Source organism: Bacillus sp. Bvel1 (assembly GCF_014872755.1).
Classification (GTDB): Bacteria; Bacillota; Bacilli; order Bacillales; family Bacillaceae; genus Bacillus; species Bacillus velezensis.
Window position 1 is genome coordinate 896041 of record NZ_JAAOBZ010000008.1, and the last position, 25937, is coordinate 921977.

Below are 25937 nucleotides of genomic sequence, written 5' to 3' on the forward strand. Positions count from 1 at the left end.
ATCAAGTTCTTCAATCTTCATCAGTACACACCCCCTTTACCAATAACTAGATATTATCATCAATATTGGAAAAGGACAAGTTATTTTTTGAAAATTTAGAATTTATATATAAATTGTGATATTTCTTCCGCTATCCCGGTTTACCCCGGCAGCCGGATGATGAACACGGAGCCTTTTCCCTGCTCACTTTTCACTTCAATTGTTCCGTTATGGCTGTCGATAATGGTTTTTGTAATGGCAAGACCCAGCCCCGCGCCGCCGGATTGACGGGATCGGGAGGTTTCCGTCCTGTAAAACCGGTCAAACACATGAGGCACATGCTCCGGAGCGATTCCCGTTCCGTTATCCGCAATCATAAGCATGATTCCTCCGTCTTCCTGCAGGGAGACGGTGATGACACCCGTGTCTTCATCCGTATGCTGCACCGCATTGTAAAAGAGATTGAGAATGGCCTGCTTCATTTTGTCTTTGTCAAAAACAGCTTCTATCTTTTGATCAACAAAGAACTCGAGTTTCCGGTTTCTCGCGAGCAGCTTCAGCTCAGCCTCCATTTCCAAAATGACGTCTCCCAATGCCCCTTTTTTCATTTCAAAGCTCGGCTCCCGGTCAATCTTCGCGAGAAACAAAAGATCCTCTATCAGCTTATTCGCCCTGACGGATTCCGCGTACATGCTTTGAAGCGCTTTTTCTTTCTGCTCCGGCTTTTCCGCCGCTCCGCGCATTAAAATTTCGATAAAGCCGTGAATGGAGGTAAGCGGCGTTCTCAGCTCATGTGATGCGTCTGATACAAACTGCCGGATGCGCTCCTTCGCTTCTTTTTCCGCCTGAAACGCGGTTTCAATCCGTTCCAGCATCTGATTGATGGAGATGCCCAATGACTCAATTTCGGCCTGCTTCCTATCAATCGGCAGCCGTTTATCGAGACTGCCGGCATGAATGTCACCCATCATATGCACAATGCGGGACATCGGCTTGAGTGTGAGCCGGATCACCGGCAAAAAAACAAACAGTCCGATAACCAAAGCCGCAAAGGAAAGCACCGCGAAAATGCTGATCTGGCGGAAAAGCGAATCATTCAGAGGCTGGGTCAGCGTGCTCATCTGTACAACTCCCGCCTGCCTTCCGTCAACGGAAATCGCCTGAAACACGACGATGATTTCCTCACCCGCCTTATTGTGAGCCACCTGATAGTGAAGCGCCATTGTATCTGTCAGCGCATCCCGATACACGTTTTTCGGGAAAGAAGGAGCGGCTCCCGCGTGCGGGTCTTCTGATAAAACTGACATCTTGTATGATTGATTGATAAAAGCAACCGTCACCCCGGGATAAATCACATTCGGATGAGCCGGTGTTTCGGAACGGGCAGGAGTTTTGATTGACCTCCATACGCTTTGATCCATTGAATTGATATCACTCTGAATGCTGATCGCCTGATTTTCATACATCGTCCGTCTCATAAACATGTACTGTGTACCGCCGATGAAACATAACAGCAAGGTCAAAATCGCCAGTGACCTGAACAGGAGCTGGAACCGCAGGGTTCTGTACAGCCGTTTCATGCCAGGTCCACCCTGTACCCGGCGCCCCGAACCGTGCGAATCACCTTGTGTTCTTTGTCCTTCAGCTTTTCGCGCAAAGAACGAATGTATGTCTCGACGATATTGTCTTCCCCGAGAACCGTTCCGTGATGAAGCCCCATCGTTAAAGAATCAATGAGTGCAGACTCGCCGTCTGCACTCAGCAGCTTGATGCCTTTCAACTTATCCATGATGCAGTCTCTCCTTAGATGTATCAGCCTGTGTTTATTTTTTTCGCTTCCCCTTCTATTATTCGCTTTTATCTGAAACAAAACGGAAGCTAAGCTGAATTGGTGAAAATAAACGCTGAAAACGGAGCCATCTGCAAATAAGCTGCCGGCAGTTTCATCTGCCGCTATTCAGCAGCACCAGTCTGTTTCAATCACAAAGTTCTAAGGTCATGTCTGCCTTTTTCTACATATATCCATTTTCAACTGAACGTGTTGTGACCCGCGTTCAGTTCTTTTTTATAGCTTCTGAAAAAAGGCATAAAAAAAAGCGCCCCTGAAAAAGGACGTTTAATATGACATGTTTCATTTTCTTAAATTCTGCATTCTAAAATAATTCTTCCTTCACATTCACCCTCGATTTCATTCAATACGATGATCACATCAGCCGTTTTCATGTGTTTCACCTCCCTGCTTCACAATAGTATAATATTAACAAATAAATCAATAAAAAACAGCCCGGATGTCCGGGCTGCTTTTTTATTTCTGTAATCGATCCGCTTCTGTCAGTTTGACTTCCGCTGTTTTTTTCTTTCCCGAACGGTAGAACGTGATGTTCACACGGTCGCCGATCTTTTTGCGATACAGGCGCTCACGGAGATCCACAACGTCATTGACCTTATGTCCGTCGAACCCGGTAATCACGTCGAGCTTTTTCAAACCCGCTTTTCCGGCCGGTGAAAACGCGTCGACACCCATAATGACCGCCCCGGTTTTAACGCCTTTCGGAAGTTTCAGCGTCTGGCTCCAATGGTAGCTCGCAATATCCGTTAAGGATTTCATCTCAATACCGAGGAAAGGCCGTCGGACTTCTCCGTATTTTTCTAAATCCTGAATAACGGGAATGACAAGCTTTGACGGGATGGACAGGCCGATTCCTTCAACGGCGGATTCAGCGATCTTCATTGAGTTGATGCCGACCACCTTGCCCGAAATATCCATCAAAGCGCCGCCGCTGTTGCCGGGATTAATCGCGGCGTCGGTCTGCAGCACTTCCGCATTCCAATCCGGATGTCCGTCGCCGTTTGAGTCAACGGGCACCGCTCTTTCCGTGCCTGAAATGATCCCCTGTGTCACTGATCCCGCAAATTCAAGTCCGAGCGGATTTCCGATCGCAATGACCGGTTCTCCGACTTTGACTTGATCAGAATTGCCGAACTGGGCGGCCGATTTGATTTTATCAGACTTCACCTTCAGTACCGCGAGATCCATCAGACGGTCGCTCCCGATCAGCTCAGCAGGCACGCGCGAACCATCCTTCAGGCTGATCTCAATCTCAGTCGCACCTTCAATGACATGGTGATTGGTTACGATATAAGAAGTGTTTCCGTTCTTTTTGTAAATGACGCCCGACCCGCTTCCCGCTTCGCCGCCCTCTCCCCAAATATCAGTCTTTTGGATATTGAGAACGCCGACTACCGAATCCGATACACGGCTGACCATATTCGTGACAGCGTCATTGACATTTACGTTGACTGTTTTCACCTGTTCGCTGCCGAGACGCCGGCTGGTGCTTTTGCTGCTGTCTCCATGGTCTCCGCCTGTCCAGTACGGCATCAGGAAAGCCATGAGCGCGGCCCCGACGATGACGCCGATCAGACTTGATAGAAAGTATCCTCTCTTGCTGCGGCGGGGCTGTTCGGAGGCGTACTGTTCATCATCGCGATTATAATCCACCCTATCTCAAATCCTTTCAAGAGTACTCGATTTGCTTATAGTGTGGGTCAGATCGCGGATTAATAATCATGATTCATTTGGAAAAATTACACGGCGCACAGCGGCGTCGGAATTTTCGGATCGGTATCAAATAACTGAAACGTTTCCCCGGCGACAAATCCTTTCGCAGCCAATGTCTGCTGCACGGACATTCTCGCCAGTTCCTTCATATTGTTGTCTTGGCTCAGATGCGCCAAATAGATGCGCGATGTGCCGTCGCCGATGACATCAGTCATGGCGAGCGCCGCATCTTCATTCGAGACGTGGCCGACATCGCTTAAAATCCGCCGCTTAATGCTCCAAGGGTATCTGCCCATTTGCAGCATGCCGACGTCATGGTTGCTTTCAAACACAAACACATTGGCCGAACGGATGATGCCTTTCATTCTGTCGCTCACATATCCGGTGTCCGTCATCAGCGCGAGCTTTCTGCCTTGGTAGTGGAAAACATAAAACATCGGCTCGGCCGCGTCATGAGAGACGCCGAATGACTCAACATCAAGCCCGCCGAAAGATTTTACGCTTTCCATCGGGAACAAAAACTTTTGTCCGGTATCAAGCTTGCCGATCTGATTCTCCATCGCTTTCCACGTCTTTTCATTGGCGTAGACGGGTAGACCGTACTTTCTCGCAATGACGCCGAGCCCTTTAATATGGTCGCTGTGCTCGTGAGTGACAAAGATGCCGTCGACGTCGTCTATCTTGCGGCCGATTCTCTCCATCAGCCCGTCCATCGCTTTACCGCTCAGGCCGGCATCCACCAGAAAAGAATGCTCCTCTGTCTCCAGATAAAACGCGTTTCCGGTACTCCCGCTCGCAAGCACGCTAAATTGCAAGCCCATTGTGTCTCACTCCATTATTTATTTTGATTGTTATCAATGACTGTGCTTTCCAATGCATTCACAGTGTACGTTTGCTGTGTCTTTTTCTTCGTCCCTTTTGACTTATCTTCAATTGTAATTCTCCATACCGGCGCCAGCACCTGCGTACTTGTCAGCGGGTATTGGGCAATATAGCCGAACTTGACGCTTTTAACGGCGCAATTCGCTTTTAAGTAATTTTGAGAATACAATAATTCGACCGCATCAAGCTCAGGAATCAGGCTCTCGGTCTGGATTCGCTTGAATGACTCCAGCATGGTCTGCTCGTAGGATACGACCTGGTTTTTATCGTTCAGATGCAGAATCACCTGTCCGATCGCATCCGTGGACGAGTCAAAATCCTGATAAATAAACTGTCCGTCATATGTCTGGTAAAAAATGATCTGTTTTTGATCCTTGTCGACTTTCCACAGTTTATATTTTTCACCGCCGGTTACTTTAGAACTGACGAGCGATTCCGCATCCTCCTGCGGTTTTTGCTTCGATAAACCGACCGGATCGGTAAATTTCATTTTCAGCGTTGTGACCTTATGATCATCCGCCGGCATTTCCATTAACGGCTTTTGATCCTTCAAAGCATCAATATCTTCAGCGGTAAATACCTTTTGGCCCGCCGTCAGCCGGTAGCCCGTCGCGGAATCAGAAGACAGGTTGCCGAATGTGATATGGTCCATCTCCATGTCTTTTTCCACGTTTGAATTTTTAATCACTTCGTATTCACTGCTCGAGCGTTTTTCAAAAAACTGATAGCCGAGAAAAATATCGAGGATGAGGAAGGCAATGATGAAGATCGTTTTTGTCTTATTCCACTCCATTATCGTCCTCCTCCTTCCCCAGCAGATCTTTCGTAATCGGGACGATCTTCCCGTTGATCTTCATACTCCAGACGGGTTCCAGTTCAACGAGATCATTCGTTGAAGAAGAGACCATTTGATAGGACAGGAAGATCTGGTCGATTTTGTTCACGTCGTATTTATCCTGCTGCTCCAGCAGAGACACAACCTCATTGCCGTTCATCATTTTTACGTCTTTTGTTTTAATCGGATTCGGCCCGAGAACATAGTTCGGCCGCTTGTAGCTGAGAACCTCGTCATTGGCCCATTGCAGGGTCAAAACAGGTCCGGATCCGAAAGGCTTAGACGTGCTGTTGATCACAGGCATTTGGTCTTTAAACATGTAGAAACTCAGCTGCTGGTTATCACTCACATTGAAAAATTGATAATGATCCGTCCAGCTTCCCGTATCCTCTAAATATTTATAGCTTTTCTTAATCAGCTCACCCGTTTGGTAAGAAGCGCTTTGTGCCAGGTTCCGATGCTGGAATTGAATCTGCCGCTGTGTCGAATTGATTTCCAGACGGCTGATTCCGTCAGTCAGCACATTCCGATTGTAATTCGGGTCCTCTCTGACCGTGCTCGGATCATTAAAAAGCGTCTGCTTAAACAGGTTCGTCTTAATGGTTTCAGTGATAAATTCTTTTTCCTTCATATTAAACCGCGCATTCGGCATGAGAAATTCTTTGCTTTTTCCGACCGAATAGAGGTGGTATAACGGCATACTCGACTTTTTGCTGTACAGCTCATTCATCAGATTGCGGTAATTCGCCGATTCCACAGTCACTTCCAAAATCAGCTGCTTGCTGTACGAGACCATGTAAATCTTCTTATTCGTCTTATTCTCATTAAACGGAATAACAATATGGTCAAATGAGCTGTATTCCATTGACGGATTTGACCATTTAAACATCGATTGGAAGAAATCAATCGGAATGGTGTCATTGAATTGCAGATCGAGCTTTGCCGAATTGCCGTTTCTGCCGTAAAGCCAATTTTTAAAACCGAGCTTGTCGTATTGATCGGAAATATCCTTCATCCCTTTTACTTCCCATTGCGGCAAATCCGCCCACAGGTCATTAAAGAGCGTCTCATCATCCACTTTATAATGAGAGCCGTTTGTATGAATAAACATATCCCGGGGTTTTACCGTTTGCGACACTTTTTGGCTCGTTTTATCAATTTTATGCTTTTCCCGGACAGTCGATTTGGTTGAGGCCGTGCCTTCTGAAAAATTGGGCTGGAATGTCCAAATTCCCCATGTTAAAACAAGACTAATGACGACCAGCACTGACAGTATGACTGTTTTTATATTTTCACGCCTCATCCCAATCATCCTCTTGCTCTTCTTTATATGGAAGAGTAAATGTAATCTTCGTTCCTTTGCCTTCTACACTGTCGGCCCAAATGTCTCCGCCGTGCGCCTGAACCATCTCTTTTGCAATCGCAAGGCCGAGCCCGGTGCCGCCGAGTTTTCTCGTGCGCGCTTTATCCACTCTGTAGAAACGGTCAAAGACTTTTTCCACATCTTTTTTCGGAATGCCGATACCTTCATCTTTTACGCTGATATAAAGCAGCTCTTCTTTCTCGTTCACATCGACTGAGAAAGTGACATGCCCGCCTTCCGGTGAGTATTTCAGTGCGTTAGAAATGATATTATCGAGAACCTGCGTCACTTTATCCTGATCAATCTCCACGTACAGATTTCTGTCCGGAAGCTCGCGGATAAATTCAACATGCTGTTCTTTCGTCATTTCAAAACGATCGATAATCAGTGACATAAAGCGGATCATATGAATCCACTCCCGATTAAACTGATAATCTTTGCTGTCGAATTTAGAAAGCTGAAGCAGGTCGTTCACCAATCTGATCATGCGCTCAGTCTCATTTTGGGTCACCATTAAGAAACGCGGAGCGATATCTTTGTTTTCCCACGCGCCCTCTGCAAGCGCCTCTAAATAGCTTCGCATGGTCGTCAGCGGTGTCCGCAGCTCATGAGACACGTTGGCAACGAACTCTCTGCGTTCCCGATCGAGTTTTTCCTGTTCGGTGACATCATAAAGAACCGCGATTAAACCGTCGATTTTTCCGTGCTCTCTCTGAATAACGGAAAAATTCACCCGCAGTACAGTCGTTTCATCGTCACGTTCGATCTCCAGCAGCATTGAATCCTGCTGTTCTACTAAATCCTCAAATGTAAAGTTCTCTTTTATGCCCAATAAAGACGTAATCGGCATCTCTAAAGCCGTTTCACGTGAAACATTCAGCAGCTCAAGCGCAGGGCTGTTTAAAAGAATAATAGCCCCGTTGCGATTCGTAGCGATGACACCGTCCGTCATATACGCGATAACGGAAGAAAGCTTTCTTCTCTCCCCTTCCGTCATGGCTTGGGCATCTTCAAGCTCTCTCGTCAGATGGTTGAATGTCGTTGCGAGCTGACCGATTTCATCATGCCCGTATTTCCGCACCTTTCTGGAGAAATTCCCTTTTGCCAGTTCCATCGCCTGCTTACGCATATCCGACAGCGGATGGGTGATGGTGCGGGCGAGAAATATACCGAGAAGAGCCGTCAGAACAAGGGCTAAGCCTGTTCCTGAAGCAAGAATCGAGTTGACGGTTTTCATCTGGTTAAAGGTATCTTCCATACTGGCCACGACATAAATCGCGCCGACAACTTCCTGATTCTCTGTGACGACAGGTTTTGCTGAAATCAGCACTCTGTTTTTGCTTTTAGGATCATAATATTTTTTTGAATAGGCCTGTTTTGTTGAGAAAATCCGTTTAAAAATCGGGTCAGTCGTCTGTTTCCCCGCTATTTCCTCGCCATAAGGCCTCGAAGAACCGACGACCTCATAGCTTTTATCAACAAATGTAATCTCCCGTATTTCATTGTTTTTCGTAAAATCATTCAAAATCCGTTTGACGTCATCTTTAATGACGGTGCTGTCATTATCTCCTTTATATTCCTGCTCAATATAATAGGATAGATTGTCAATCCGCTGATTTAACGATAATTCATAGGACTTGAGAAGAGAATTCTCCACCTGTTTCACAAAGTACACGCCGATAATCTGCATGGCGATGATAATGAGAAGCACATAGATCAGCGTGATCTTAAACTGAATCGACCGAAAAAAACCAACCTTATTCATCGCCGGTTAGTCCTGTTCAGGATTTCTCAAGTAATAACCGACACCCCGTCTTGTGACGATCCAGTTCGGATGGCTCGGATTATCCTCGATTTTCTCACGGAGACGGCGCACTGTTACATCCACCGTTCTCACGTCACCGAAATAGTCATAGCCCCACACAGTCTGCAGCAGATGCTCACGGGTCATGACCTGTCCGATATGTTTGGCTAAGTAATGAAGCAATTCAAACTCACGATGAGTCAGCTCGATCGTTTCTTCTCTTTTTGATACGACATAAGCGTCAGGGAAAATGACGAGAGAACCGATATGAATGTCATTAGAAGCTGATTCTTCCTCAGCCGGCGCAACCGTAAGCTGGCGGCGCAGGTTCGCTTTGACGCGGGCCAGAAGCTCACGCGTGCTGAAAGGCTTCGTGACATAGTCATCCGCTCCGATTTCAAGCCCGATGACCTTGTCAATCTCCGAGTCTTTTGCCGTCAGCATAATAATCGGCATATCATATTTTTTCCGGACTTCCCGGCACACTTCAACTCCGTCTTTATTCGGAAGCATAATATCTAAAAGAATTAAATCAGGCTGAAGCTCCTCCACCATTTCCACGGCTTCGTTTCCATCGTACGCACAATGCACGTCATAGCCTTCTTTTCTTAAATTAAACTCTAATATATCTGCAATCGGTTTTTCATCATCGACTACAAGGATTTTCTTATCCATCATCTTGATTTTCCTCCTGCCAGAATGACTTCATTTCATCTATTGATGTTTCATGATGATCACAATTCGTATCGTGAAAAACGTTCCCCGTCTATTATAACGGTTTCAGGTCAAAAGATAAAAAAATTAAAGAGAACAGCGCAAAAACGTATTGAACTGCCATCCTTTTGTCATGTTTTTTATTTTCTTTTAAAAAATAATATTTTTTTGAAACCTCAAGAAAAAAAACGCCGTCTAGTGTTTGACGTCTTCTTCTGGGCCGGCTGAAAAGCCGGCTCTCCCTTTTTTATAACAAAAGAAAAAACGCACCTACTATTGCAGATGCGTTTGGGTAAGTGGCTCGGGACGGAATCGAACCGCCGACACACGGATTTTCAGTCCGTTGCTCTACCAACTGAGCTACCGAGCCAGATGTTTCTTTTCTATACTATAAAGTAAAGTAAAATGGCGGTCCGGACGGGACTCGAACCCGCGACCTCCTGCGTGACAGGCAGGCATTCTAACCAACTGAACTACCGGACCTTACAGTAATTTGTCCGGAGAACCGTATCGTGGCGGTCCTCCGAGGACAAATAAGGAGTTAGCAATAACGCTAAAGTAAATCAATGACCCGTACGGGATTCGAACCCGTGTTACCGCCGTGAAAGGGCGGTGTCTTAACCGCTTGACCAACGGGCCATAAAAAGTGGTGAGCCATGAAGGACTCGAACCTTCGACCCTCTGATTAAAAGTCAGATGCTCTACCAACTGAGCTAATGGCTCTTGATGTGTCGGATTATGTATCATAGAGCATTGAGACAAAAGCTTTCTTGCAGTACTCTATTGAAGCTGTTCCGTAACAACGAGATTTATAATATCATAGAACATTCGAAAGTGGCAACTACTTTTTTGAAAAAAATCTATTATTTTTTTCCTACATAAAAAAACAAGCCTCCGTGACCGGAGGCTTGTTTACTGCAAATTCTTAGTTAGCGCGGTATACACTGCGGATGACGTTCGTTTGTGAACGATCGGGACCGACAGAGAAAATAGAAAGCGGAATACCTGTCAGCTGAGATACGCGTTCCAGATAATGGCGCGCATTTTCAGGAAGATCGCTTAATGTTTTTGCGCCTGTGATATCTTCCGTCCAGCCAGGCATTTCTTCATATACCGGTTCACACTCTGCGAGAGCTTTCAGACTTGCCGGGAATTCTTCAATCACTTCACCTTTGTAGCGGTAAGCGACACAGATTTTCAATGTTTCAATGCCAGTCAGCACATCGATTGAGTTCAGAGAAAGATCTGTGATTCCGCTGACACGGCGGGCATGGCGGACAACAACGCTGTCAAACCAGCCGACACGGCGCGGACGGCCTGTTGTTGTGCCGTATTCGCGTCCGACTTCACGGATTTGATCTCCGATTTCATCTTTCAGCTCAGTCGGGAAAGGACCGTCACCGACACGGGTTGTGTACGCTTTAGATACACCGACGACGTGCTGGATTTTTGTCGGACCTACGCCTGAACCGATCGTCACCCCTCCGGCGACCGGGTTGGATGAAGTGACAAACGGGTATGTCCCTTGGTCAATATCAAGCATAACCCCTTGAGCGCCTTCAAATAAAACGCGGCGGCCTTCATCCAGCGCGTCATTCAGAACGACGGATGTATCGCATACATACTTTTTAATCTGCTGGCCGTATTCATAATACTCATCCAGAATATCTTCAATTTTGAAGCCTTCCGTTTCATACATTTTTTCCAGCAGACGGTTTTTCTCTTCAAGGTTCCGTTCAAGCTTTTCTGCAAACACGTCACGATCTAGCAGGTCTGCGATCCGGATGCCGATCCGCGCCGCTTTGTCCATATAAGCAGGTCCGATGCCTTTTTTCGTTGTGCCGATCTTGTTGGCCCCTTTGCGTTCTTCCTCTACTTCATCCAGTTTCAGATGGTATGGAAGAATGACGTGGGCTCTGTTGCTGATTCTCAAGTTATCCGTGCTCACATTGCGTTCATGAAGATACGCAAGCTCCGTTACGAGCGCTTTCGGATCAACAACCATTCCGTTCCCGATGACACACGCTTTTTCTTTATAAAAAATTCCTGATGGGATTAAATGAAGCTTGTACGTGACGCCATCAAACTTGATGGTATGTCCTGCATTGTTTCCGCCTTGATAACGTGCGATCACTTCTGCATTTTCTGATAGGAAATCTGTAATTTTACCTTTTCCTTCATCGCCCCACTGCGTACCTACTACGACTACTGAAGACATATATCCGTGCACCTCCGTTAACCTTTCAAAACGATATCTCATTCAAACAAATTAAGTGTATCAGTGCCGAAACAGAAAGTCAATCGTAAATCCGAACATTAAAATCTTATTATTCTATATTTGTTCGCCTTAAACCTGATTAAAAGCGTTTTCTCTTTCATTTGCTATCTATTACTCCCGAAACTTTCATACTTTAACACGAAAAAGAACCCATATCCCGGGTTCTTCAGACAGTCATTTATATTCCGCTTGTATTCATCAGGACGATCCGCCAGCCGTCAGGATCTTCGATGGTCACGCCTTTTTCTTCCCAGTACGGGTTTTCGGGTTCTTTCTCCTCATATCCCATCTGCTTTAATTTCGTGCTGATGCGAATGACCTCCTGCTGATCAGGGACGTAAAAGACAAGCAGGCTGTCGCCGTGCGGAACGGGCGCCGGATGAGACGAGCCGGTTTCTTCGGTGAATTCTAAATGATATTGCGTATGCGGCAGGCCGAACATGACGCCGCTGTAGCCCTCATGTCCGGAAAAACTGCCGACCCTCTTCAATCCGAGGCCTTCTTCATAAAACCTGATGATTTCCTTAAGCTGTCCGGTCGGCCGGGCAATCCGGATTTGCGCCGCTTGAAATTGCGGAAATTCAATTGTCATCATCATCCCTCCCTTAATGCCATTATATAAAAGCGCTTTCTTTTTATCGACTGCCGAACAGACGGCATTCTCTCATTCTTTCGGATGAAAAAAAGCCTCAAGACATTGCTTGAGGCTTTACGCACCTGCCGGAACACCGCCGTCATCAAAGCGCCTTTCCAGATTTACGAACTTATTGTATTCTTTCACAAAAGCCAGTGAGACGGTGCCCACCGGGCCGTTACGCTGTTTGGCGATAATGATTTCGATGATGTTTTTGTTTTCGGATTCTTTATCATAGTAATCATCACGATACAGGAAGGCGACGATGTCGGCATCCTGCTCAATACTTCCCGACTCACGGATATCTGACATCATCGGACGTTTATCCTGCCGCTGCTCAACACCCCGGGAGAGCTGAGACAGGGCGATGACCGGGACTTCGAGCTCCCGCGCCAGCGCTTTTAGCGCCCGTGAAATTTCCGATACCTCTTGCTGACGGTTGTCGCTCGAACGGCCGCTTCCCTGAATGAGCTGCAGGTAGTCAATTAAAATCATGCCCAATCCGTTCTCCTGCTTCAGCCGGCGGCATTTTGAACGGATTTCGCTGACGCGGATGCCGGGGGTGTCATCTATAAAGATACCGCTGTTTGACAGGCTTCCCATCGCCATCGTCAGCTTGCCCCAATCTTCTTCCGTCAGATTACCCGTTCTGAGATTTTGGGCATTAATATTCCCTTCGGCGCAGAGCATACGCATGACAAGCTGCTCGGCACCCATCTCAAGACTGAATATCGCGACGCTCTCATCCGTTTTGGTAGCCACGTTTTGCGCAATATTTAAGGCAAACGCCGTTTTCCCCACAGACGGACGGGCTGCGACAATGATCAAATCATTCCGCTGAAAACCCGCCGTCATCCGGTCAAGCTCGATAAAGCCGGTCGGAATCCCGGTAATATCGCCTTTCCGGTTGTGAAGCTGCTCAATGTTGTCGTATGTTTGAACAAGCACGTCTTTAATATTTTGGAAGGCGCCCGAATTTTTTCGCTGCGCGACCTCCATAATCGTTTTTTCCGCATCGCTTAATAAATCTTCAACTTCATCCTCGCGCGTATACCCGTCTTGAGCGATCGAGGTCGCCGTTCTGATTAAACGGCGGAGAATGGATTTTTCCTCAACGATTTTCGCGTAATATTCTATATTAGCCGCTGTCGGAACGGAATTCGCGATGTCCGTCAGGTAAGAGACGCCTCCCACCTCTTCTAACAAATCGGTATTCGCAAGCTCTGACGTTACCGTGACCAAATCAACCGGTTCACCGCGGTCTCCGAGCACGAGCATGGCATTGTAAATTTTTTGATGTGACATTCTGTAGAAATCATCCGGAATCAACACTTCAGAAGCCAGTGTCAACGCAGACGGCTGTAAAAAAACAGCACCTAACACGGCCTGCTCAGCTTCTATGTTTTGCGGCGGCAGCCGATCATTCAGAAGGTCTGTCATGCTAAGCACCGTCCTTTCCTTAAAAAATATCCAAACTTCATTTTACCATTTCTCATGAAAAAGAATAGAAAAATATCACTTTGCCTGTATTTGTCAGGAGAGGGTTATGTGTTTTGCCGTTCCGAATGCCGGGAAACAAATAAATAAATCGAAACCGGGAGGTAAGAAGGATGAAAACATATGCAGTAACACCCAGTGTTGATGCGGACGGATGGTTTGTGAAGGTGGAAAATGTGGCGCCGACGGCTCTTTGTACATCAAAGGACGCGGCGATTGAAAAAGCGGAGCAGATGGCGAAAGAGAACAGCCCGGCTAAGCTTGTCATTTATGATCAGCATAAAAACATTGAAGAGGAACGTTCCTTTTAAGAAAAGCCTTCGCCCGTGCGAGGGCTTTTCTTATTCGATGAAACGGATGTGCAGCACCGTCTGCGCCATGAGATCGGCCGTTTTTTGATACAGCTCCCATTCTTCAAAGGCGGCGAATACTTTCATCATGTCCTGCAATGTCTGTTTCAGTATGATAAATTCGTCAATTGTCCGCAGTTCTGCGGCTTTTTTCTGATAATCAGCCAGCTTCAGCTGTAATAACATCAATGGCGATTGCATAAAAAACCTCCCCCATTCTGTTATAAAGCCCCGCTTTTCAAACCTCCATTCCTTTGTCATATCCTCTTACGATAGATTTCTGATTTTAGTACAATAAAGAAACGGAAGGAGTGATCACATGAAACCGCTGCAAATTTCCGCCGAAACGGCGCAAAAGCTCGCAGAATCACTGAATATGCCGCTTGAGAGAATCATGCACATGCCTCAGCACATTCTGCTTGCCAAATTAGCTGAAATCCAAAAAGAGAACGATCACAAATAAAGGCTGCTCTCTCATATATATGTGCGGGAGGCGGAAGCGATGGCTTTCCGCCTCTTTTTTCCATGAAGAAAATTTCGGTAAAACCGTCTCACAGCTGAAAAAACTTGTTGACGAAGGAAAATTGAACTATTTCTTATTATCCGGAAACAATTCAGGCAACACAAAGCTTGTCTCATGGATTAAAAAGAACGGCACAAAAATCTCAGCTGACCGATACAGCACCGGAAAAACAGGCTCAGCCCGATGAGGAATGACAGGCGGCCCGGACGGACAAAGTCAGCAGACTCTGTATGAGATGAAAAAACAGCTCGGAAAGAGGCTGGATAGTTAAACACCGGCCTCTTTATTTTGCTCTTGAAGCACCTGCCATGCGGCGCCGGTATCATTCAGAAAAATGATTGATAAATCCTTTCTATTTTTGAAACCATCAGTTCCTGACGCAGATGCCGGCCGGCATAGGAGCGCGCTTCTTTTCCAAGCCGTTCCCTGAAAGACTGATCCGTAATCAGCTTTACGAGGGCATCAGCAAGTTCACGGCTGTTGCCAGGCTGACAGATAAGCCCTGTGTCCTCATGCCGGATCATCTCAGGGATTCCTCCGCAGTCAGTTGCGACAATGGCTTGACCTGAGAACATCGCTTCGATGATCGCTATGGGGAAATTATCATTCAATGTGGGCAGGACAAATATAGATGATTCAGCCAAAAGCGCCGGCACATCATGTCGTTTTCCGAGGAAAAACACGTTTGAGAGGCCCAGTTTCCGTCTCTTCTCTTCCAGAAACCCTCTCATGTTTCCGTCTCCGATGATCCATATATCCACTCCGGATAAATGGTGCCGGATGCGGGCGAGAGCGTCCAGCAGCACATCATGTCCTTTTCGCTCGGTCAGACGGGAAACGCACGCAATCACGACCTTTTCAGCACGTTTTGGCTCGGGTGCAACCCGGATGTCAATGCCGGTATGAACAGTCGTCAGCTGAGCCTCCTTCGCTCCGTACTCCAGCAAGGGCTCGTGAAAGGAGTCGCTGATTGTAATGATTTTATCCGAAGCCCGAATACCCTGCCTTTCTATTTCACTGAAATATGCCTCTTCTATTGAACCCTTTTGGATTTTATGAAACTTCATCCGGCTTTTCGTGAAATGTCCGTGCGGCGTGAAAAAAAGCGGACGCCGATACGTTTGATTAAGGTATCCCAGCAAAAATGCCGCAAATAAATCCTGCGTGTGAAACAGGTCATATTGTTCTAAGTCCTTCTCCTTCAAAAATCTTTGAAAGACATGTAAATAGCTGAGATTCTTCACAAACTTTTCGTTTGCGGCCCCGTATCTGCCAACAAGAAACGCTCTGATCTCGTCAGCGGCCCGCGGGATATCTTCCTGAAAAAAAGTTGGCGGCATTTGGAGCGGCGAGATGACATCCGCCTGGTGACCGATGCGCTCAAAACCCGTCTTAATTGACGTGATATAACTCGCCAGTCCTCCGACATTCGGGTAACGGAGAAAGGTTGCGTACAGAATACGCAATGGCTTTTTTCGTTTGGGGGAGCTTTTTCCTTCCGCACAGAACGAATACAGCATCTCCGGCTCACTTTGATGTTCGATCCCGTAAAATTGATCCATGACGCGCAATAAGGCAAGAGGCACCAGACCGTTCGGCTTGCCGATCTCTCCTTTCAAATCCGCTCCCCCTCTCTTAAACTTATAATCCTAATTCCCGTCCCCATTTTGACACTTTGTCAACATGATACGGCAGCAGTTCTCCTCCCCGATTGTCGAAGATTCTCCGCAATTGGGTATGAAGCCCTTTCTCAAGTGTTCTCTGCAAATAAGCCATTTTATAAAGCGTCATAGGAGGGGTCTGAAAATGAATGCCCCGCTTTTTCATTTCTTTCGTATACACTTTTACGCAATACGTCCGAATATCTTCTGCGTGCCGGCTCCAGTCTTTTCTGAAGCCGAGCAGAATTTCGACCAGCACCGTCATATCAAACCAAACCGGCGCGTACTTTGCGGATTCCCAATCGATGAATTGAATATCCCACGGTTCATGTCCGGACGCATCGTGGGTGCAGATATTCTGCATATGAAGATCACCGTGTGTGATGGCTGAGCCGTTTTGGATCAATTCAGGGAAAAAATCCGGCTCCTCCTGCTCCAGCAAGTTTGTGATTTGCCGATAATGAGGCTTCACGATATCTTTTGTGCGCTCATCTTTAAGAGCTCTATCCAATAATTCCGCTGTCTTTTTGATCTGCTTTTTACGCCCTTTTCTCATGGTTTCCGATTCGTATACCGGCAGCCACGACCGCCATTTACCGTCAGAAACAGCCTTGTTTTCAAAGGTGCGGCTGTGCAGTTCTGCGACAGACGGAATAATATACTTGAAATGCTTCGGATGAAATGTAAGCTGTCCTCTGATCTGGCTGACAAACTCCATAAATATCCACGTTTCATGGTCACTTTCCTCTATAAGATAGATGTCCGGCAGCAAATCCCCTAAAACAGAACGGGCTTTCCCGTATATATTAATCTCGACCTTGTTTTTTTCACGGGAAGATTTATACACCTTCAATATCAGCGGAACAATTCCGGATTTTTTCTTTACAAACAGTTTATAAATGGCGCTTCTGTCTGTTGATTTCAGGCATGTGATGTCATCCGGATTCACCGCGGCCCTTTCACCGAACGAATACGACAGTTTTTCGTCAATTCTCAGTTTTTGAAATGCGTCATACAAAAGATCCTTTTCATACATGCCGATCTTCCTTCCGCTTCCGTTTCCAGCTGTTTTTGAGATGAGACCAAGTGTTTCTGATAAATGGCATCGGGTCATTCCAAGCAAAAAGAGCGTACTCTTTTTTTCCTTTAAATCCTTTCCAAAAATCCCGGAACGTCATTTCTCCTCTTTTTCGTTTCTTCAAAAACGTTAAGAAGTAACGCACCTCATAAATCCAGTTGATTCCGTCTTTTTGTTCGAGCTGGGGCTTCACATGTTGTCCGGTCAAATACAGATAGTACATGTAAACGAAGTGAATGCCTGCCGGTTCTGTCAGGCTATGGCTGAGCCAAAAGCGCGGATTAATTTCGATAAACTTGTAAACATTGTCCCGGGGGTCCTTTTTAAATTCCGCCATGCCTACTCCCTTCAGCTGAATCGCTTCAAAAAACGGCAGGGTCTTCTCGATTAAATCAGGAAGCCGTTTGCTGACGACGTGGGCCCCCGCGCCAAAATCAGCAGGGAATTGATGGTTCTTTTGCAGAGAGAATAAGCCCATTAATTTCATTTGGTCATCATAAAAAGTGGCGACTTTATAAAAACACTGGTTGTCTCCGGGGATGATCTCCTGCACGAGCAGTTCTCCATTTTCTCTGTAGGAGCTGAACTCCTTGCGCAATTGTGCGGCATCCTTCATTACAATTGCTTTTTTGTTTACTTTTTTTCTGTATTCATGGCCGGCCACCGGTTTTAAAATACACGGGAAGTCAATATTGGCGATGGCCTCTTCCAGCTCATCCCGGTTGTTCGGAAAAAAGGTTTTCGGGCAGGGGATGTTATGCTTGACCGCTAATTCATATGCTTTGCTTTTATCTAAGACCGTTTCTAACAGAGAGCGGCTCGGGAGCAAAAATAAAAAAAAACCGGCTAATGTCTCGCGGAATTTAGATATAAATCCCGCATAATCATCAGAACCTGCATACAGAACCGGCTTTGCTTGGAATCGCTTCCCGAAATCAGTCAGGAATGTCAGCAGTTCTTCCTCTTGTGTTAAAGGGCTGGGACATATCCCGCAATCTGCCAATCTTGATTTTCCGATACGATAAGGTCCCTCCGTGTCAAACGCGTAAACATCGATTCCTCTTCGGGCCAGGCTGCGAATGATCCCAATCCCGTTGGCACTGAAATCAAGTACAACGGCTGCATGTTCATGTTTCATGATCTCCCTCCGAGCTGTTGGTATTTTGATAAATCGATTCGATATTTTTTATCATCGTCTCACTGCTTAAATATTTCTCCGCGTAGGCCTTTGCGTTTGAAGCAGCCTTCTCCCGCGCAGATTTGTTAGTGATAAAAAACGCTAAAGCCCGGGCAAGAACCTTTGCATTTCCCGGCTCGACAATAAGTCCCGTTTTGTTATGGCGGATCAGATCCGGAATACCCCCGCAATCGGTCGCGATGATAGCCGAGCCGCTGAACATCGCTTCAATAATCGAGATGGGCAGACTATCATTAATGGTCGGCAGTACGAATATATCCGTCATATTCAAAATAGCGGGAACATCATCTCTTTTTCCTAAAAAGGAGACCATAGATAGATTCAGTTTTCGAGCCTGTTCCTCTAAGGCGCTCCTCATCTCTCCGTCGCCCGCGATCAGCACTTGAACATGTTCAAGTACATCAGATGGAATTCTCGAAAGTGCGTCCAGTAAATATTTGTGACCTTTTCTCGGGCCTAATCTTGCAATACACGAGATGATGATCTTATTTTTCGGTACCGGGATTTTTCTTTTCCCGCCTGTTTTTGCATCGTAATCGATTCCTGTGATCACCGTTGTCATGTCTTCCTGTTCGGCTCCGAGCTTCATGAGCGGGCTGCGGAACGTATCGCTGATAATAATCAGGCGATCTGCGTATTCAATGGCTTTCATCTCTAGTTTTTTATAATAAAACTCTTCTACCGAGCCTTTTTTAAAGATGTGAAATTTAAGTCTGTTGAAAGTAAACATGCCATGCGGTGTGAAAAATAAAGGTTTCTTATAGATTTGATTGAACCTGCCTAACATATTGGCTGTAAATAAATCTTGAGCGTGGAACACATCATATCTTTCCAAATGAATCTTTTGAAGCATTTGCTCGTATATAAACATCAGCCGATTATTTTTCAAAATATGATCGTTATAATCCCCATATCTGTCTTTAAAGAAATCTTTTAATTTCGGAACAACAGCCGCCCGCAGTTCTTTTACCTGTGCGGACGGAAACAGATTAGGGGAGATGACATCCACCTTATGACCTCTCTTTTTCAGGCCTTCACTAAGCGTTTTAATATAGTTTGATAAACCGCCCGTGTGCGGGTAGTCCCAAAACGTGGCAATCAAAATGGATAACTTCTTTTTTTTCCTGTATAACCGCGGAATATGATGTTCATGTTTCAACTGTGTCTTTACTGCCGCCTTTTTTTGAGGGCGCGTTTTGACCCCGTAGTAGCGGTCAAGCGTCTGAACCATATACGGATACGGGACGGAAAATGTCTTGATCATTTCCAGATCCTCCGCACGACTTCAAAAGCTTCAGCGTATTCCACACCCGCCGTCATCCCTCTGACTCTTCCTAAATGTTTAACGCCTTCATATGAACGGGGATGAGGGTAATCCCTCATTTCTACGTCATAGTGGTGAAGCGCCGCGAGTTTGGCATCCATTGTGTCTGTGATGTTAACGAAGTAATTAGGTTTGAAGAGTTTATCAGCCGTATTCCTCTCCCACTCGCTTGAAGATAGCGTTTCGAACGTAAGCAGTTCGATAGGCTTTTGATTCGGAAGCGGTCTGGCGGCTGTTAAAACTGCTTGGAATGTTCTCTGGTGGTCCATATTGATATCGCCGTAATGATGTGTAAAGATTTTATCAGGCTGATAGACGCGAATGAGCTGCTCTAATTCTTTGACAAGCTTATGAAGAGGAATACATTCCAGCTCTAAATTTGTATGCTCCAAAAAGATGACTTTCTCAATTCCAAGCTCTTGATTCGCGCGTTCGCCTAATTGTTTAATATGATGAGCTTCTTCTTTTCTTCCTAATGCCGTAATAATGGAAATCACTTTATATCCTTCATTGATCAGCCGTTTTATGGTGCCCGCTGCTCCCAATAGTTCATCATCGGGATGAGCGCCGATAACCATAATGTATTCTGCCATTTTTTCCACACTCCACCAAACAAATGTTACAAATATCATATGACGACCCTAAAAAAAGGAAACTTACATGTGCGGATTTTCAGAAACTTACATGTGCGGCTGCCATTCCAGGTAACGTGACGGATTTAATTTTTTTATAGTATTCAAAAACTCATCCGCCAAGCCGTATTTGTCCAGTCCTTTTAATAGTTTTACGGGAAACCGGGTAATAGCGGAAAAAGCTCTTTTATGGTCGATGACTTTAAGATTTCCGTGTTCATTGATCAGAATGTGCCTGATTTCGGCATCCCATCTGGTAAAACCGATTCTTTTTAATTCATCCAGCATATTTAAAATATCAGCAGTCATTTTGACGGACAGGGATTTTTCTTTTCTGATATGGCGGGCAAGAGAGGTGCCTTGGACGTATTCCATCACAATATAACGATCTCCGTATTCATACAGTCTTGGAATCACCGGGGAACCTTGTCCGGTCTTTAAAGCCGCCAATTCCTTCTTGCATGTCCCTTTTTCAAAGAAGTATTTTATGCATTTGTTGTGTGTTAAGCGGTAGACTTCCCCGTCTTTTCCGTCTCCGATCAGCGGATAATGCTCCAGCGCCTTTTTATTCTCCGGATTATTAAAATATGTTTCAGAAAAAAATCGTTTCATACCGACACATCCTTCGTTATGATGTAATATAATATGCAATCTGGTAACGATCGGAAATGAAACAATCTCATCATTTTCTTGCGCTGCGCCGTCTGCTGCATGAAAAAAACCCGCCGGATCGGCGGGTTTTTCATTGTGTATTACGCTTCTTCTTTTACGTGAACCTTCAGCACAGCCTGAACTTCAGGGTGCAGCTTTACAGGAACGTTTGTATATCCCAGTGTGCGGATACCGTCTTGGAGCTCCAGTTTCCGTTTATCCACTTTAATCTTATGCGTTTTTTGCAGCGCTTCTGCAATCTGCTTGCTTGTGACAGACCCGAACAGGCGGCCGCCTTCACCGGATTTGGCACTCAGCTCAACAGTCAGCTGTTCAAGCGTTTCTTTCAAATCTTTCGCTCTTTCAAGCTCGGCAATCGCTTCTTTTTTCTCTTTTTCTTTCTGTCCTTTCAATGCGCTGATGTTTGTTGCATTTGCTTCGACAGCGAGGCCTTTTTTAATGAGAAAGTTATGTGCATAACCGTCTGCTACGTTTTTCATTTCGCCTTTTTTTCCTTTACCTTTTACATCTTGTAAGAAAATAACCTTCATCTCTGAACGCCTCCCTCAAAATATTCATCAATGGCTTCCTTCAGCCGGACGAGCGCTTCTGAGACAGAAATGCCCGATAACTGGGTTGCCGCATTGGTTAAATGCCCTCCGCCATCCAGCGCCTCCATAATAATCTGCACATTGACCTCGCCCAGCGATCTCGCACTGATGCACACCGTATGCTCATCCCGTCTGGCTACCGCAAATGAAGCTTCCACTTCACTCATCGATAAGAGGGAATCAGCCGCCTGCGCAATCAGCACCTGGTCAAAGTACTCCTCTTCGTTCTCAGGAAGAGAAGCAATCGCGATATGTTCTTTATAAAGAGCTGTATGCTGGATCAGTTTCGCCCGCTTGATATAAGAACCGACGGATTCTTTGAGAACTTTCTGCACCAGAACCGTATCTGCGCCTTTCGCTCTCAAATAAGAAGCGGCGTCGAACGTCCGCGAGCCCGTGCGAAGGGAAAAACTCTTCGTATCCACTATTATACCAGCTAACAGGGCCGTCGCTTCAATCATATTGATTTTGAGCCGCTTCGGCTGGTATTCAAGCAGCTCCGTCACGAGTTCTGCGGTGGATGAAGCGTATGGCTCCATATAAACGAGCAGCGGGTCTTTAATAAATTCCTCGCCTCTGCGGTGGTGGTCAATCACAACGATGTGCTCGATTTTGTTCATGAGACGCTCTTCCATCACAAGGGACGGTTTATGTGTATCAACGACGACAAGCAGCGTGTCGTCATTTGAAATCTCCATCGCCTCTTCCGGTGTGATGAACCGCGACCACAGCTCTTCATATTTTTTAATTTCTTCAATCAGGCGCTGAACGCTTGATCCGATCTGGTTCGGATCAATGACGATGTAGCCTTCTTTGCCGTTGGCCTGCGCCACCTTCAATATTCCGATTGCGGCTCCGACTGCGTCCATATCAGGAAATTTGTGCCCCATGATAATGACATTGCTGCTTTCTGAGACAATCTCCTTGAGCGCGTGAGAAATCACCCGGGCGCGCACCCTTGTGCGTTTCTCCATCGGATTTGTTTTGCCGCCGTAAAATTTCACCTTGCCGTTCGGCATTTTGATGGCCACTTGGTCGCCTCCGCGGCCGAGAGCCAAATCGAGGCTGGACTGCGCCAGATCTCCAAGCTCTTTCAAGGAAGAAACCGATGCGCCGATCCCGATGCTGAGGGTCAAAGATACAGTGTGAACGGATGTTTTTTCACGGATTTCATCCAAAATCGAAAATTTCGCGTTTTCAAGCTCCGTTAAAATGTGTTCATTTAACACCGCGATAAACCGCTCCGAGGACGTCCGTTTCAGGAAAATGCCGTACTCCTGCGCCCACGCATTTAATAATGAGGTGACCTGGCTGTTCATCGTGCTTCTCGTTTGGTCATCCAGCCCCTGTGTGACGTCATCATAGTTATCTAAAAAGATATATGCCAGCACGGTTCTCTCATTTTCGTACTGCTTTTCAATCTGAATCTGTTCTGTCACATCAAAGAAATAGAGCAGGCGCTCATCTCTTTTAATCACTACTTTAAACTTCCGCTCATTCAAGGTGATCGTTTCCGAATCGACCTCCTGCTTGATCAGCGGCACGACGGCCTCGCATGTGTCATACAGCGAGCGCCCGACGAGCGTACTTTCATTAAAACAGGAAGACAAAAACGGATTCGCCCACTCAATGTAATATTGATCATTAAACAGCATAATCCCGATAGGCATTTCCATTAATGCCTCTTCGCCTACTTTTTTCAATCTATACGATAACGTGGAGATATAATCGTCAATTTCTTTTCTGATCAGAGAATCCGCACGCTTAATGAAAAACAGGATCACGGCGAGCAGCACAACGCCGATGGCTCCTATCAGCCAGTTAAAGTAAATGCTGATGAGGATTATGATGATTGACAATGCAATCAATGCATAGATGGGATACCGAAACAACGGTTTTTCATAAAAACTAGGCATTTCTATCAACTCCCCACCTGTAAGTCACACTCAATTTCGCGTCACCTTATTTCTTATGTTAAAGCCTATGTCAATGATGCCTAAGAGGAGATACACGGACAAGATGAGCGGAAAAAGCACACCCAGCACAATTGCTAAAACAGGAACGGCTTTCGGCATCTCCATTTCGCGGCAATAGAAAAAAATAAACGCTAACCCTTGAATACAAATCAGCAAGCTGAGAATAAATCCCCCATTCAATGAAACCGAATACAGCATATGCCCTTTTTCTAAAGGCAGAAACCCTAATATCGTCACAATAAAATACAGAATGACAACGCTTTGCGGGAGTTTGAGCTCTCTAAAAGGCTTCATCTTCGGAAGATCAGGGGAAAATCGCCGTAAAAGCGGCCTTGCCATAGCATAACTGAGGAAAGAAAAAACGATGCCGGTCAATACGAGCACTGTCGGAAAAAGATATTGAACCGTGCTCAGCTGACTTTCCATCAGCTTGATCTGCTTCCCGAACTGATCTCCGTAACCGAGCTGCTTTGACATGGTTTCTGCTAAAGACATCGACTCCCGAAGCTGGGACATGGTGGTATCGATCACATTCATATTAAGAAACACGATGCTGACCACAAAAAAAACGACGCCGCACAGCACATACGCCATAGCGCCGGCAGCAACCGCATAGCCGGGCTGTTTCTTTTTAAAATAATATCCCATGGCGATTCCCGTACAGGCCGCCATAAAAGCGCCTGTAAGCCCGGTAAACGAACCTACAATAAAGCTGACAGGAAGGCTGGCAAGCCCCATCCATACCCCGGGCTTCAGACCGTGCCGAATGGTGTAAAGAATGATCGGCAGCGGCAAAGCAAAGAGAAGAATTGCCCCCAGTAAAGGGAGGTACACGACCAAAAGGGAAATGATTGCAAAAATACTGATCAAAATGGCGCCTTCTATTAGAGCCCTTGTATTTTTCACTTACTCACCTCAAACCTTGTATCATTCGAACATACGAATAGAAAAGAGCAGCTTAGACGACTGCTCTTTTGACGCCGCAATGTCTCTTTCAAGACCTGAATTTTCCATAAACTCTCCAAAATACACGTATATATTTTAACATAAGTCGAAATCGCAAGTAAAATGAGCGCGGACAGCCGTAATGTTCCATGTGAAACATGAAAACAGACAAACGGACATCCCCGTGAAAGAATGCCCGTTGTATCAGTGATCCTGATCATCCATGAAACCAGAAGTATCTCTGTTTTTCTTTTTGGTTTTTCGTACATATAACAAGACGATAACGATAAGTAAGAGAGTGGTCGCCTGTAAAACCCCGCTGCTGAAAAGGAAGAAGTTCTTTATCATGTCCCACATATAGTTTCACCTCTATTTCGTATTTCCTTTACATTGAGTTTCCCTTTCTGGAAACTTCAAAACATCAGGAACAACATCGGGACCGGGGCATATGCTGAAAGTGAAAATGAAGGATAAAGGAGATTCTTACACTATGACCGAGCGGAGAACATTAGCATGGCATGAAACGTTAGAACTGCATGAGTTAGTGGCTTTCCAGGCAAACGGACTTGTGAAATTAAAAAGAACAGAGCGGGACGTAAGCGATGCCAGATTAAAACAGCTTTACCGATTTTCCATCCATTCGCTGGAACAAAATCTGCGTGAACTGCTTCCTTTCTTCCCTGAAGCTCCCGCTTTTCGTGAGGATGAAACAGAAGAGCGCGCTGATTCCGCGTTTTACAGCGGCGGCCTGCTGAGCATGGCCAAAACGTCTGTGCGCAATTACGCCGGAGCCATTACAGAGACGGCCACACCCCAATTAAGACACGTTTTCGTCAAGCACTTAAACGCGGCTATCAAGTGGCATCAAATGGTCTTTGAGTATATGGAAGAACGCGGTCAATATCCGGCTTACAACCTGAGCGAATTGCTGAAGAATGATGTGCGCAACGCCAGAAAAGCCATCGCGATGAAATAAAAAAAAGCAGCAAGGAATTTAATCCTTTGCTGCTTCTTATTTTTGAGCGGACTGATCTTGAGGCGACGTTTTTTCCCGGTATGTCTCGAGAAACTCCCGGTTGGCATCTCCCCATTTCTTCATTTGCAAAACGATCGGTTCCAGCGACCTGCCGAATTCGGTAAGAGAATACTCCACCTTTGGAGGCACCTGCTGATATACCTCGCGATGCACGATGCCGTCCGCCTCAAGCTCGCGAAGCTGAAGCGTCAGCATACGCTGCGTAATGCTGGGGCAAATGCGCCGAAACTCATTAAACCGCTTTTTTCCGCCGATCATATGATAAAACAAAATACCCTTCCACTTTCCGCCGATAACGGAAAGCGTCAGTTCAACCGGACAACCTTCTTTATTCGGATATATGTTCATTTTTCATCCTCCATAGTACCTTTTTTGATACTATATGCTGATTAGCATCTGACTTA

General features: G+C 45.9%; 27 protein-coding genes and 4 tRNA genes. 4 read left to right on the plus strand and 27 right to left on the minus strand.

Annotated elements, in window-relative coordinates; all coding sequences use genetic code 11:
- Positions 1–140: 140 nt before the first annotated feature.
- The 15 genes from HAP68_RS18865 to dnaB form a co-directional block, all read right to left on the minus strand.
- Positions 141–1559 carry a sensor histidine kinase gene (locus HAP68_RS18865; protein ID WP_024086029.1) on the minus strand — a complete coding sequence of 473 codons (1419 nt, stop codon included), beginning with the start codon at positions 1557–1559 and terminating at the stop codon, positions 141–143.
- Complete coding sequence (locus HAP68_RS18870; protein WP_024086030.1) at positions 1556–1768, minus strand: winged helix-turn-helix domain-containing protein; 213 nt, start codon at positions 1766–1768, stop codon at positions 1556–1558. The genes HAP68_RS18865 and HAP68_RS18870 overlap by 4 nt, the downstream gene beginning before the upstream one ends.
- A gap of 516 nt (positions 1769–2284) precedes the next feature.
- Positions 2285–3481, minus strand: coding sequence for a S1C family serine protease (locus HAP68_RS18875; protein ID WP_015387437.1), 1197 nt, complete (start codon positions 3479–3481; stop codon positions 2285–2287).
- Between the two features lie 86 nt (positions 3482–3567).
- A complete protein-coding gene (locus tag HAP68_RS18880) occupies positions 3568–4362 on the minus strand; it encodes an MBL fold metallo-hydrolase (RefSeq protein ID WP_004393110.1) in 795 nt (264 codons plus the stop codon).
- 14 nt (positions 4363–4376) lie between these two features.
- Positions 4377–5216, minus strand: coding sequence for a two-component system regulatory protein YycI (locus HAP68_RS18885; protein WP_004393108.1), 840 nt, complete (start codon positions 5214–5216; stop codon positions 4377–4379).
- The gene (gene yycH / locus HAP68_RS18890; protein ID WP_004393107.1) at positions 5203–6561 is read right to left on the minus strand and encodes a two-component system activity regulator YycH; all 1359 of its coding nucleotides are present in this window, start codon (positions 6559–6561) and stop codon (positions 5203–5205) included. The genes HAP68_RS18885 and yycH overlap by 14 nt, the downstream gene beginning before the upstream one ends.
- Entirely contained in the window at positions 6551–8386 is a 1836-nt protein-coding gene (gene walK / locus HAP68_RS18895) for a cell wall metabolism sensor histidine kinase WalK (protein WP_004393106.1), read from the minus strand. Before walK ends, yycH begins: the two co-directional genes overlap by 11 nt.
- 6 nt (positions 8387–8392) lie before the next feature.
- On the minus strand, positions 8393–9100 hold the full coding sequence (gene walR, locus HAP68_RS18900; protein ID WP_004393104.1) for a cell wall metabolism DNA-binding response regulator WalR: 708 nt from the start codon (positions 9098–9100) through the stop codon (positions 8393–8395).
- Between the two features lie 336 nt (positions 9101–9436).
- A tRNA-Phe gene (locus HAP68_RS18905) sits at positions 9437–9509 on the minus strand.
- A 36-nt stretch (positions 9510–9545) separates the two neighbouring features.
- Positions 9546–9622, minus strand: a tRNA-Asp gene (locus tag HAP68_RS18910).
- Between the two features lie 84 nt (positions 9623–9706).
- Positions 9707–9778 (minus strand) — tRNA-Glu (locus HAP68_RS18915).
- Between the two features lie 8 nt (positions 9779–9786).
- Positions 9787–9862 (minus strand) — tRNA-Lys (locus HAP68_RS18920).
- A gap of 202 nt (positions 9863–10064) precedes the next feature.
- Positions 10065–11357: an adenylosuccinate synthase gene (gene purA, locus HAP68_RS18925; protein WP_004393102.1), complete on the minus strand. Its 1293-nt coding sequence runs from the start codon at positions 11355–11357 to the stop codon at positions 10065–10067.
- A gap of 238 nt (positions 11358–11595) precedes the next feature.
- Entirely contained in the window at positions 11596–12009 is a 414-nt protein-coding gene (locus HAP68_RS18930; RefSeq protein WP_024086031.1) for a VOC family protein, read from the minus strand.
- A 117-nt stretch (positions 12010–12126) separates the two neighbouring features.
- Positions 12127–13491: a replicative DNA helicase gene (dnaB, locus tag HAP68_RS18935; protein WP_004393100.1), complete on the minus strand. Its 1365-nt coding sequence runs from the start codon at positions 13489–13491 to the stop codon at positions 12127–12129.
- Positions 13492–13661: 170 nt separating this feature from the next.
- Between dnaB and HAP68_RS18940 the strand changes: the two genes are divergently transcribed.
- Complete coding sequence (locus HAP68_RS18940) at positions 13662–13859, plus strand: DUF2188 domain-containing protein (protein ID WP_004393099.1); 198 nt, start codon at positions 13662–13664, stop codon at positions 13857–13859.
- 30 nt (positions 13860–13889) lie between these two features.
- Here the strand turns inward: HAP68_RS18940 and HAP68_RS18945 are convergent, their stop codons facing one another.
- Entirely contained in the window at positions 13890–14099 is a 210-nt protein-coding gene (locus HAP68_RS18945) for a hypothetical protein (RefSeq protein ID WP_014306171.1), read from the minus strand.
- A gap of 118 nt (positions 14100–14217) precedes the next feature.
- Between HAP68_RS18945 and HAP68_RS18950 the strand changes: the two genes are divergently transcribed.
- Entirely contained in the window at positions 14218–14361 is a 144-nt protein-coding gene (locus tag HAP68_RS18950; RefSeq protein WP_014306172.1) for a YycC family protein, read from the plus strand.
- Between the two features lie 19 nt (positions 14362–14380).
- Positions 14381–14608, plus strand: a complete 228-nt coding sequence (locus tag HAP68_RS19870) for a mannosyltransferase YkcB-related protein (protein WP_014306173.1) — start codon at positions 14381–14383, stop codon at positions 14606–14608.
- 139 nt (positions 14609–14747) lie between these two features.
- Here the strand turns inward: HAP68_RS19870 and HAP68_RS18955 are convergent, their stop codons facing one another.
- The 10 genes from HAP68_RS18955 to HAP68_RS19000 form a co-directional block, all read right to left on the minus strand.
- Positions 14748–16040 (minus strand): glycosyltransferase family 4 protein, encoded by a 1293-nt coding sequence (locus tag HAP68_RS18955; RefSeq protein ID WP_024086032.1) that lies wholly within the window; start codon positions 16038–16040, stop codon positions 14748–14750.
- Between the two features lie 22 nt (positions 16041–16062).
- A complete protein-coding gene (locus HAP68_RS18960; RefSeq protein ID WP_014306175.1) occupies positions 16063–17118 on the minus strand; it encodes a phosphotransferase in 1056 nt (351 codons plus the stop codon).
- Positions 17111–18298, minus strand: coding sequence for a carboxylate--amine ligase (locus HAP68_RS18965; RefSeq protein ID WP_004393071.1), 1188 nt, complete (start codon positions 18296–18298; stop codon positions 17111–17113). The genes HAP68_RS18960 and HAP68_RS18965 overlap by 8 nt, the downstream gene beginning before the upstream one ends.
- On the minus strand, positions 18288–19622 hold the full coding sequence (locus tag HAP68_RS18970) for a glycosyltransferase family 4 protein (protein ID WP_024086033.1): 1335 nt from the start codon (positions 19620–19622) through the stop codon (positions 18288–18290). The genes HAP68_RS18965 and HAP68_RS18970 overlap by 11 nt, the downstream gene beginning before the upstream one ends.
- Positions 19619–20275: a PIG-L deacetylase family protein gene (locus tag HAP68_RS18975; protein WP_004393067.1), complete on the minus strand. Its 657-nt coding sequence runs from the start codon at positions 20273–20275 to the stop codon at positions 19619–19621. Before HAP68_RS18975 ends, HAP68_RS18970 begins: the two co-directional genes overlap by 4 nt.
- Before the next feature lie 87 nt (positions 20276–20362).
- Entirely contained in the window at positions 20363–20926 is a 564-nt protein-coding gene (locus HAP68_RS18980) for a protein kinase family protein (RefSeq protein ID WP_015387431.1), read from the minus strand.
- Positions 20927–21066: 140 nt separating this feature from the next.
- Complete coding sequence (gene rplI / locus HAP68_RS18985) at positions 21067–21516, minus strand: 50S ribosomal protein L9 (protein ID WP_004393063.1); 450 nt, start codon at positions 21514–21516, stop codon at positions 21067–21069.
- Entirely contained in the window at positions 21513–23492 is a 1980-nt protein-coding gene (locus HAP68_RS18990; RefSeq protein ID WP_014306180.1) for a DHH family phosphoesterase, read from the minus strand. Before HAP68_RS18990 ends, rplI begins: the two co-directional genes overlap by 4 nt.
- A gap of 30 nt (positions 23493–23522) precedes the next feature.
- Positions 23523–24458: a YybS family protein gene (locus tag HAP68_RS18995; RefSeq protein WP_014306181.1), complete on the minus strand. Its 936-nt coding sequence runs from the start codon at positions 24456–24458 to the stop codon at positions 23523–23525.
- Positions 24459–24701: 243 nt separating this feature from the next.
- Positions 24702–24854, minus strand: coding sequence for a hypothetical protein (locus tag HAP68_RS19000; RefSeq protein WP_004393059.1), 153 nt, complete (start codon positions 24852–24854; stop codon positions 24702–24704).
- A 133-nt stretch (positions 24855–24987) separates the two neighbouring features.
- On the opposite strand from HAP68_RS19000, the gene HAP68_RS19005 reads away from it, so the two are divergent.
- Positions 24988–25473, plus strand: coding sequence for a spore coat protein (locus tag HAP68_RS19005; protein ID WP_004393056.1), 486 nt, complete (start codon positions 24988–24990; stop codon positions 25471–25473).
- Between the two features lie 36 nt (positions 25474–25509).
- Here the strand turns inward: HAP68_RS19005 and HAP68_RS19010 are convergent, their stop codons facing one another.
- Positions 25510–25881 (minus strand): winged helix-turn-helix transcriptional regulator, encoded by a 372-nt coding sequence (locus tag HAP68_RS19010; RefSeq protein ID WP_004393054.1) that lies wholly within the window; start codon positions 25879–25881, stop codon positions 25510–25512.
- Positions 25882–25937: the final 56 nt, after the last annotated feature.

Coding starts and splice junctions, on each gene's coding strand:
- HAP68_RS18865 (WP_024086029.1), bottom strand. CDS start 1,559: ATGAAACGGCTGTACAGAACCCTGCGGTTCCAGCTCCTGTTCAGGTCA.
- HAP68_RS18870 (WP_024086030.1), bottom strand. CDS start 1,768: ATGGATAAGTTGAAAGGCATCAAGCTGCTGAGTGCAGACGGCGAGTCT.
- HAP68_RS18880 (WP_004393110.1), bottom strand. CDS start 4,362: ATGGGCTTGCAATTTAGCGTGCTTGCGAGCGGGAGTACCGGAAACGCG.
- HAP68_RS18885 (WP_004393108.1), bottom strand. CDS start 5,216: ATGGAGTGGAATAAGACAAAAACGATCTTCATCATTGCCTTCCTCATC.
- yycH (WP_004393107.1), bottom strand. CDS start 6,561: ATGAGGCGTGAAAATATAAAAACAGTCATACTGTCAGTGCTGGTCGTC.
- walK (WP_004393106.1), bottom strand. CDS start 8,386: ATGAATAAGGTTGGTTTTTTTCGGTCGATTCAGTTTAAGATCACGCTG.
- walR (WP_004393104.1), bottom strand. CDS start 9,100: ATGGATAAGAAAATCCTTGTAGTCGATGATGAAAAACCGATTGCAGAT.
- purA (WP_004393102.1), bottom strand. CDS start 11,357: ATGTCTTCAGTAGTCGTAGTAGGTACGCAGTGGGGCGATGAAGGAAAA.
- HAP68_RS18930 (WP_024086031.1), bottom strand. CDS start 12,009: ATGACAATTGAATTTCCGCAATTTCAAGCGGCGCAAATCCGGATTGCC.
- dnaB (WP_004393100.1), bottom strand. CDS start 13,491: ATGACAGACCTTCTGAATGATCGGCTGCCGCCGCAAAACATAGAAGCT.
- HAP68_RS18940 (WP_004393099.1), top strand. CDS start 13,662: ATGAAAACATATGCAGTAACACCCAGTGTTGATGCGGACGGATGGTTT.
- HAP68_RS18945 (WP_014306171.1), bottom strand. CDS start 14,099: ATGCAATCGCCATTGATGTTATTACAGCTGAAGCTGGCTGATTATCAG.
- HAP68_RS18950 (WP_014306172.1), top strand. CDS start 14,218: ATGAAACCGCTGCAAATTTCCGCCGAAACGGCGCAAAAGCTCGCAGAA.
- HAP68_RS19870 (WP_014306173.1), top strand. CDS start 14,381: ATGTGCGGGAGGCGGAAGCGATGGCTTTCCGCCTCTTTTTTCCATGAA.
- HAP68_RS18960 (WP_014306175.1), bottom strand. CDS start 17,118: ATGTATGAAAAGGATCTTTTGTATGACGCATTTCAAAAACTGAGAATT.
- HAP68_RS18965 (WP_004393071.1), bottom strand. CDS start 18,298: ATGAAACATGAACATGCAGCCGTTGTACTTGATTTCAGTGCCAACGGG.
- HAP68_RS18970 (WP_024086033.1), bottom strand. CDS start 19,622: ATGATCAAGACATTTTCCGTCCCGTATCCGTATATGGTTCAGACGCTT.
- HAP68_RS18975 (WP_004393067.1), bottom strand. CDS start 20,275: ATGGCAGAATACATTATGGTTATCGGCGCTCATCCCGATGATGAACTA.
- HAP68_RS18980 (WP_015387431.1), bottom strand. CDS start 20,926: ATGAAACGATTTTTTTCTGAAACATATTTTAATAATCCGGAGAATAAA.
- rplI (WP_004393063.1), bottom strand. CDS start 21,516: ATGAAGGTTATTTTCTTACAAGATGTAAAAGGTAAAGGAAAAAAAGGC.
- HAP68_RS18990 (WP_014306180.1), bottom strand. CDS start 23,492: ATGCCTAGTTTTTATGAAAAACCGTTGTTTCGGTATCCCATCTATGCA.
- HAP68_RS19000 (WP_004393059.1), bottom strand. CDS start 24,854: ATGTGGGACATGATAAAGAACTTCTTCCTTTTCAGCAGCGGGGTTTTA.
- HAP68_RS19005 (WP_004393056.1), top strand. CDS start 24,988: ATGACCGAGCGGAGAACATTAGCATGGCATGAAACGTTAGAACTGCAT.
- HAP68_RS19010 (WP_004393054.1), bottom strand. CDS start 25,881: ATGAACATATATCCGAATAAAGAAGGTTGTCCGGTTGAACTGACGCTT.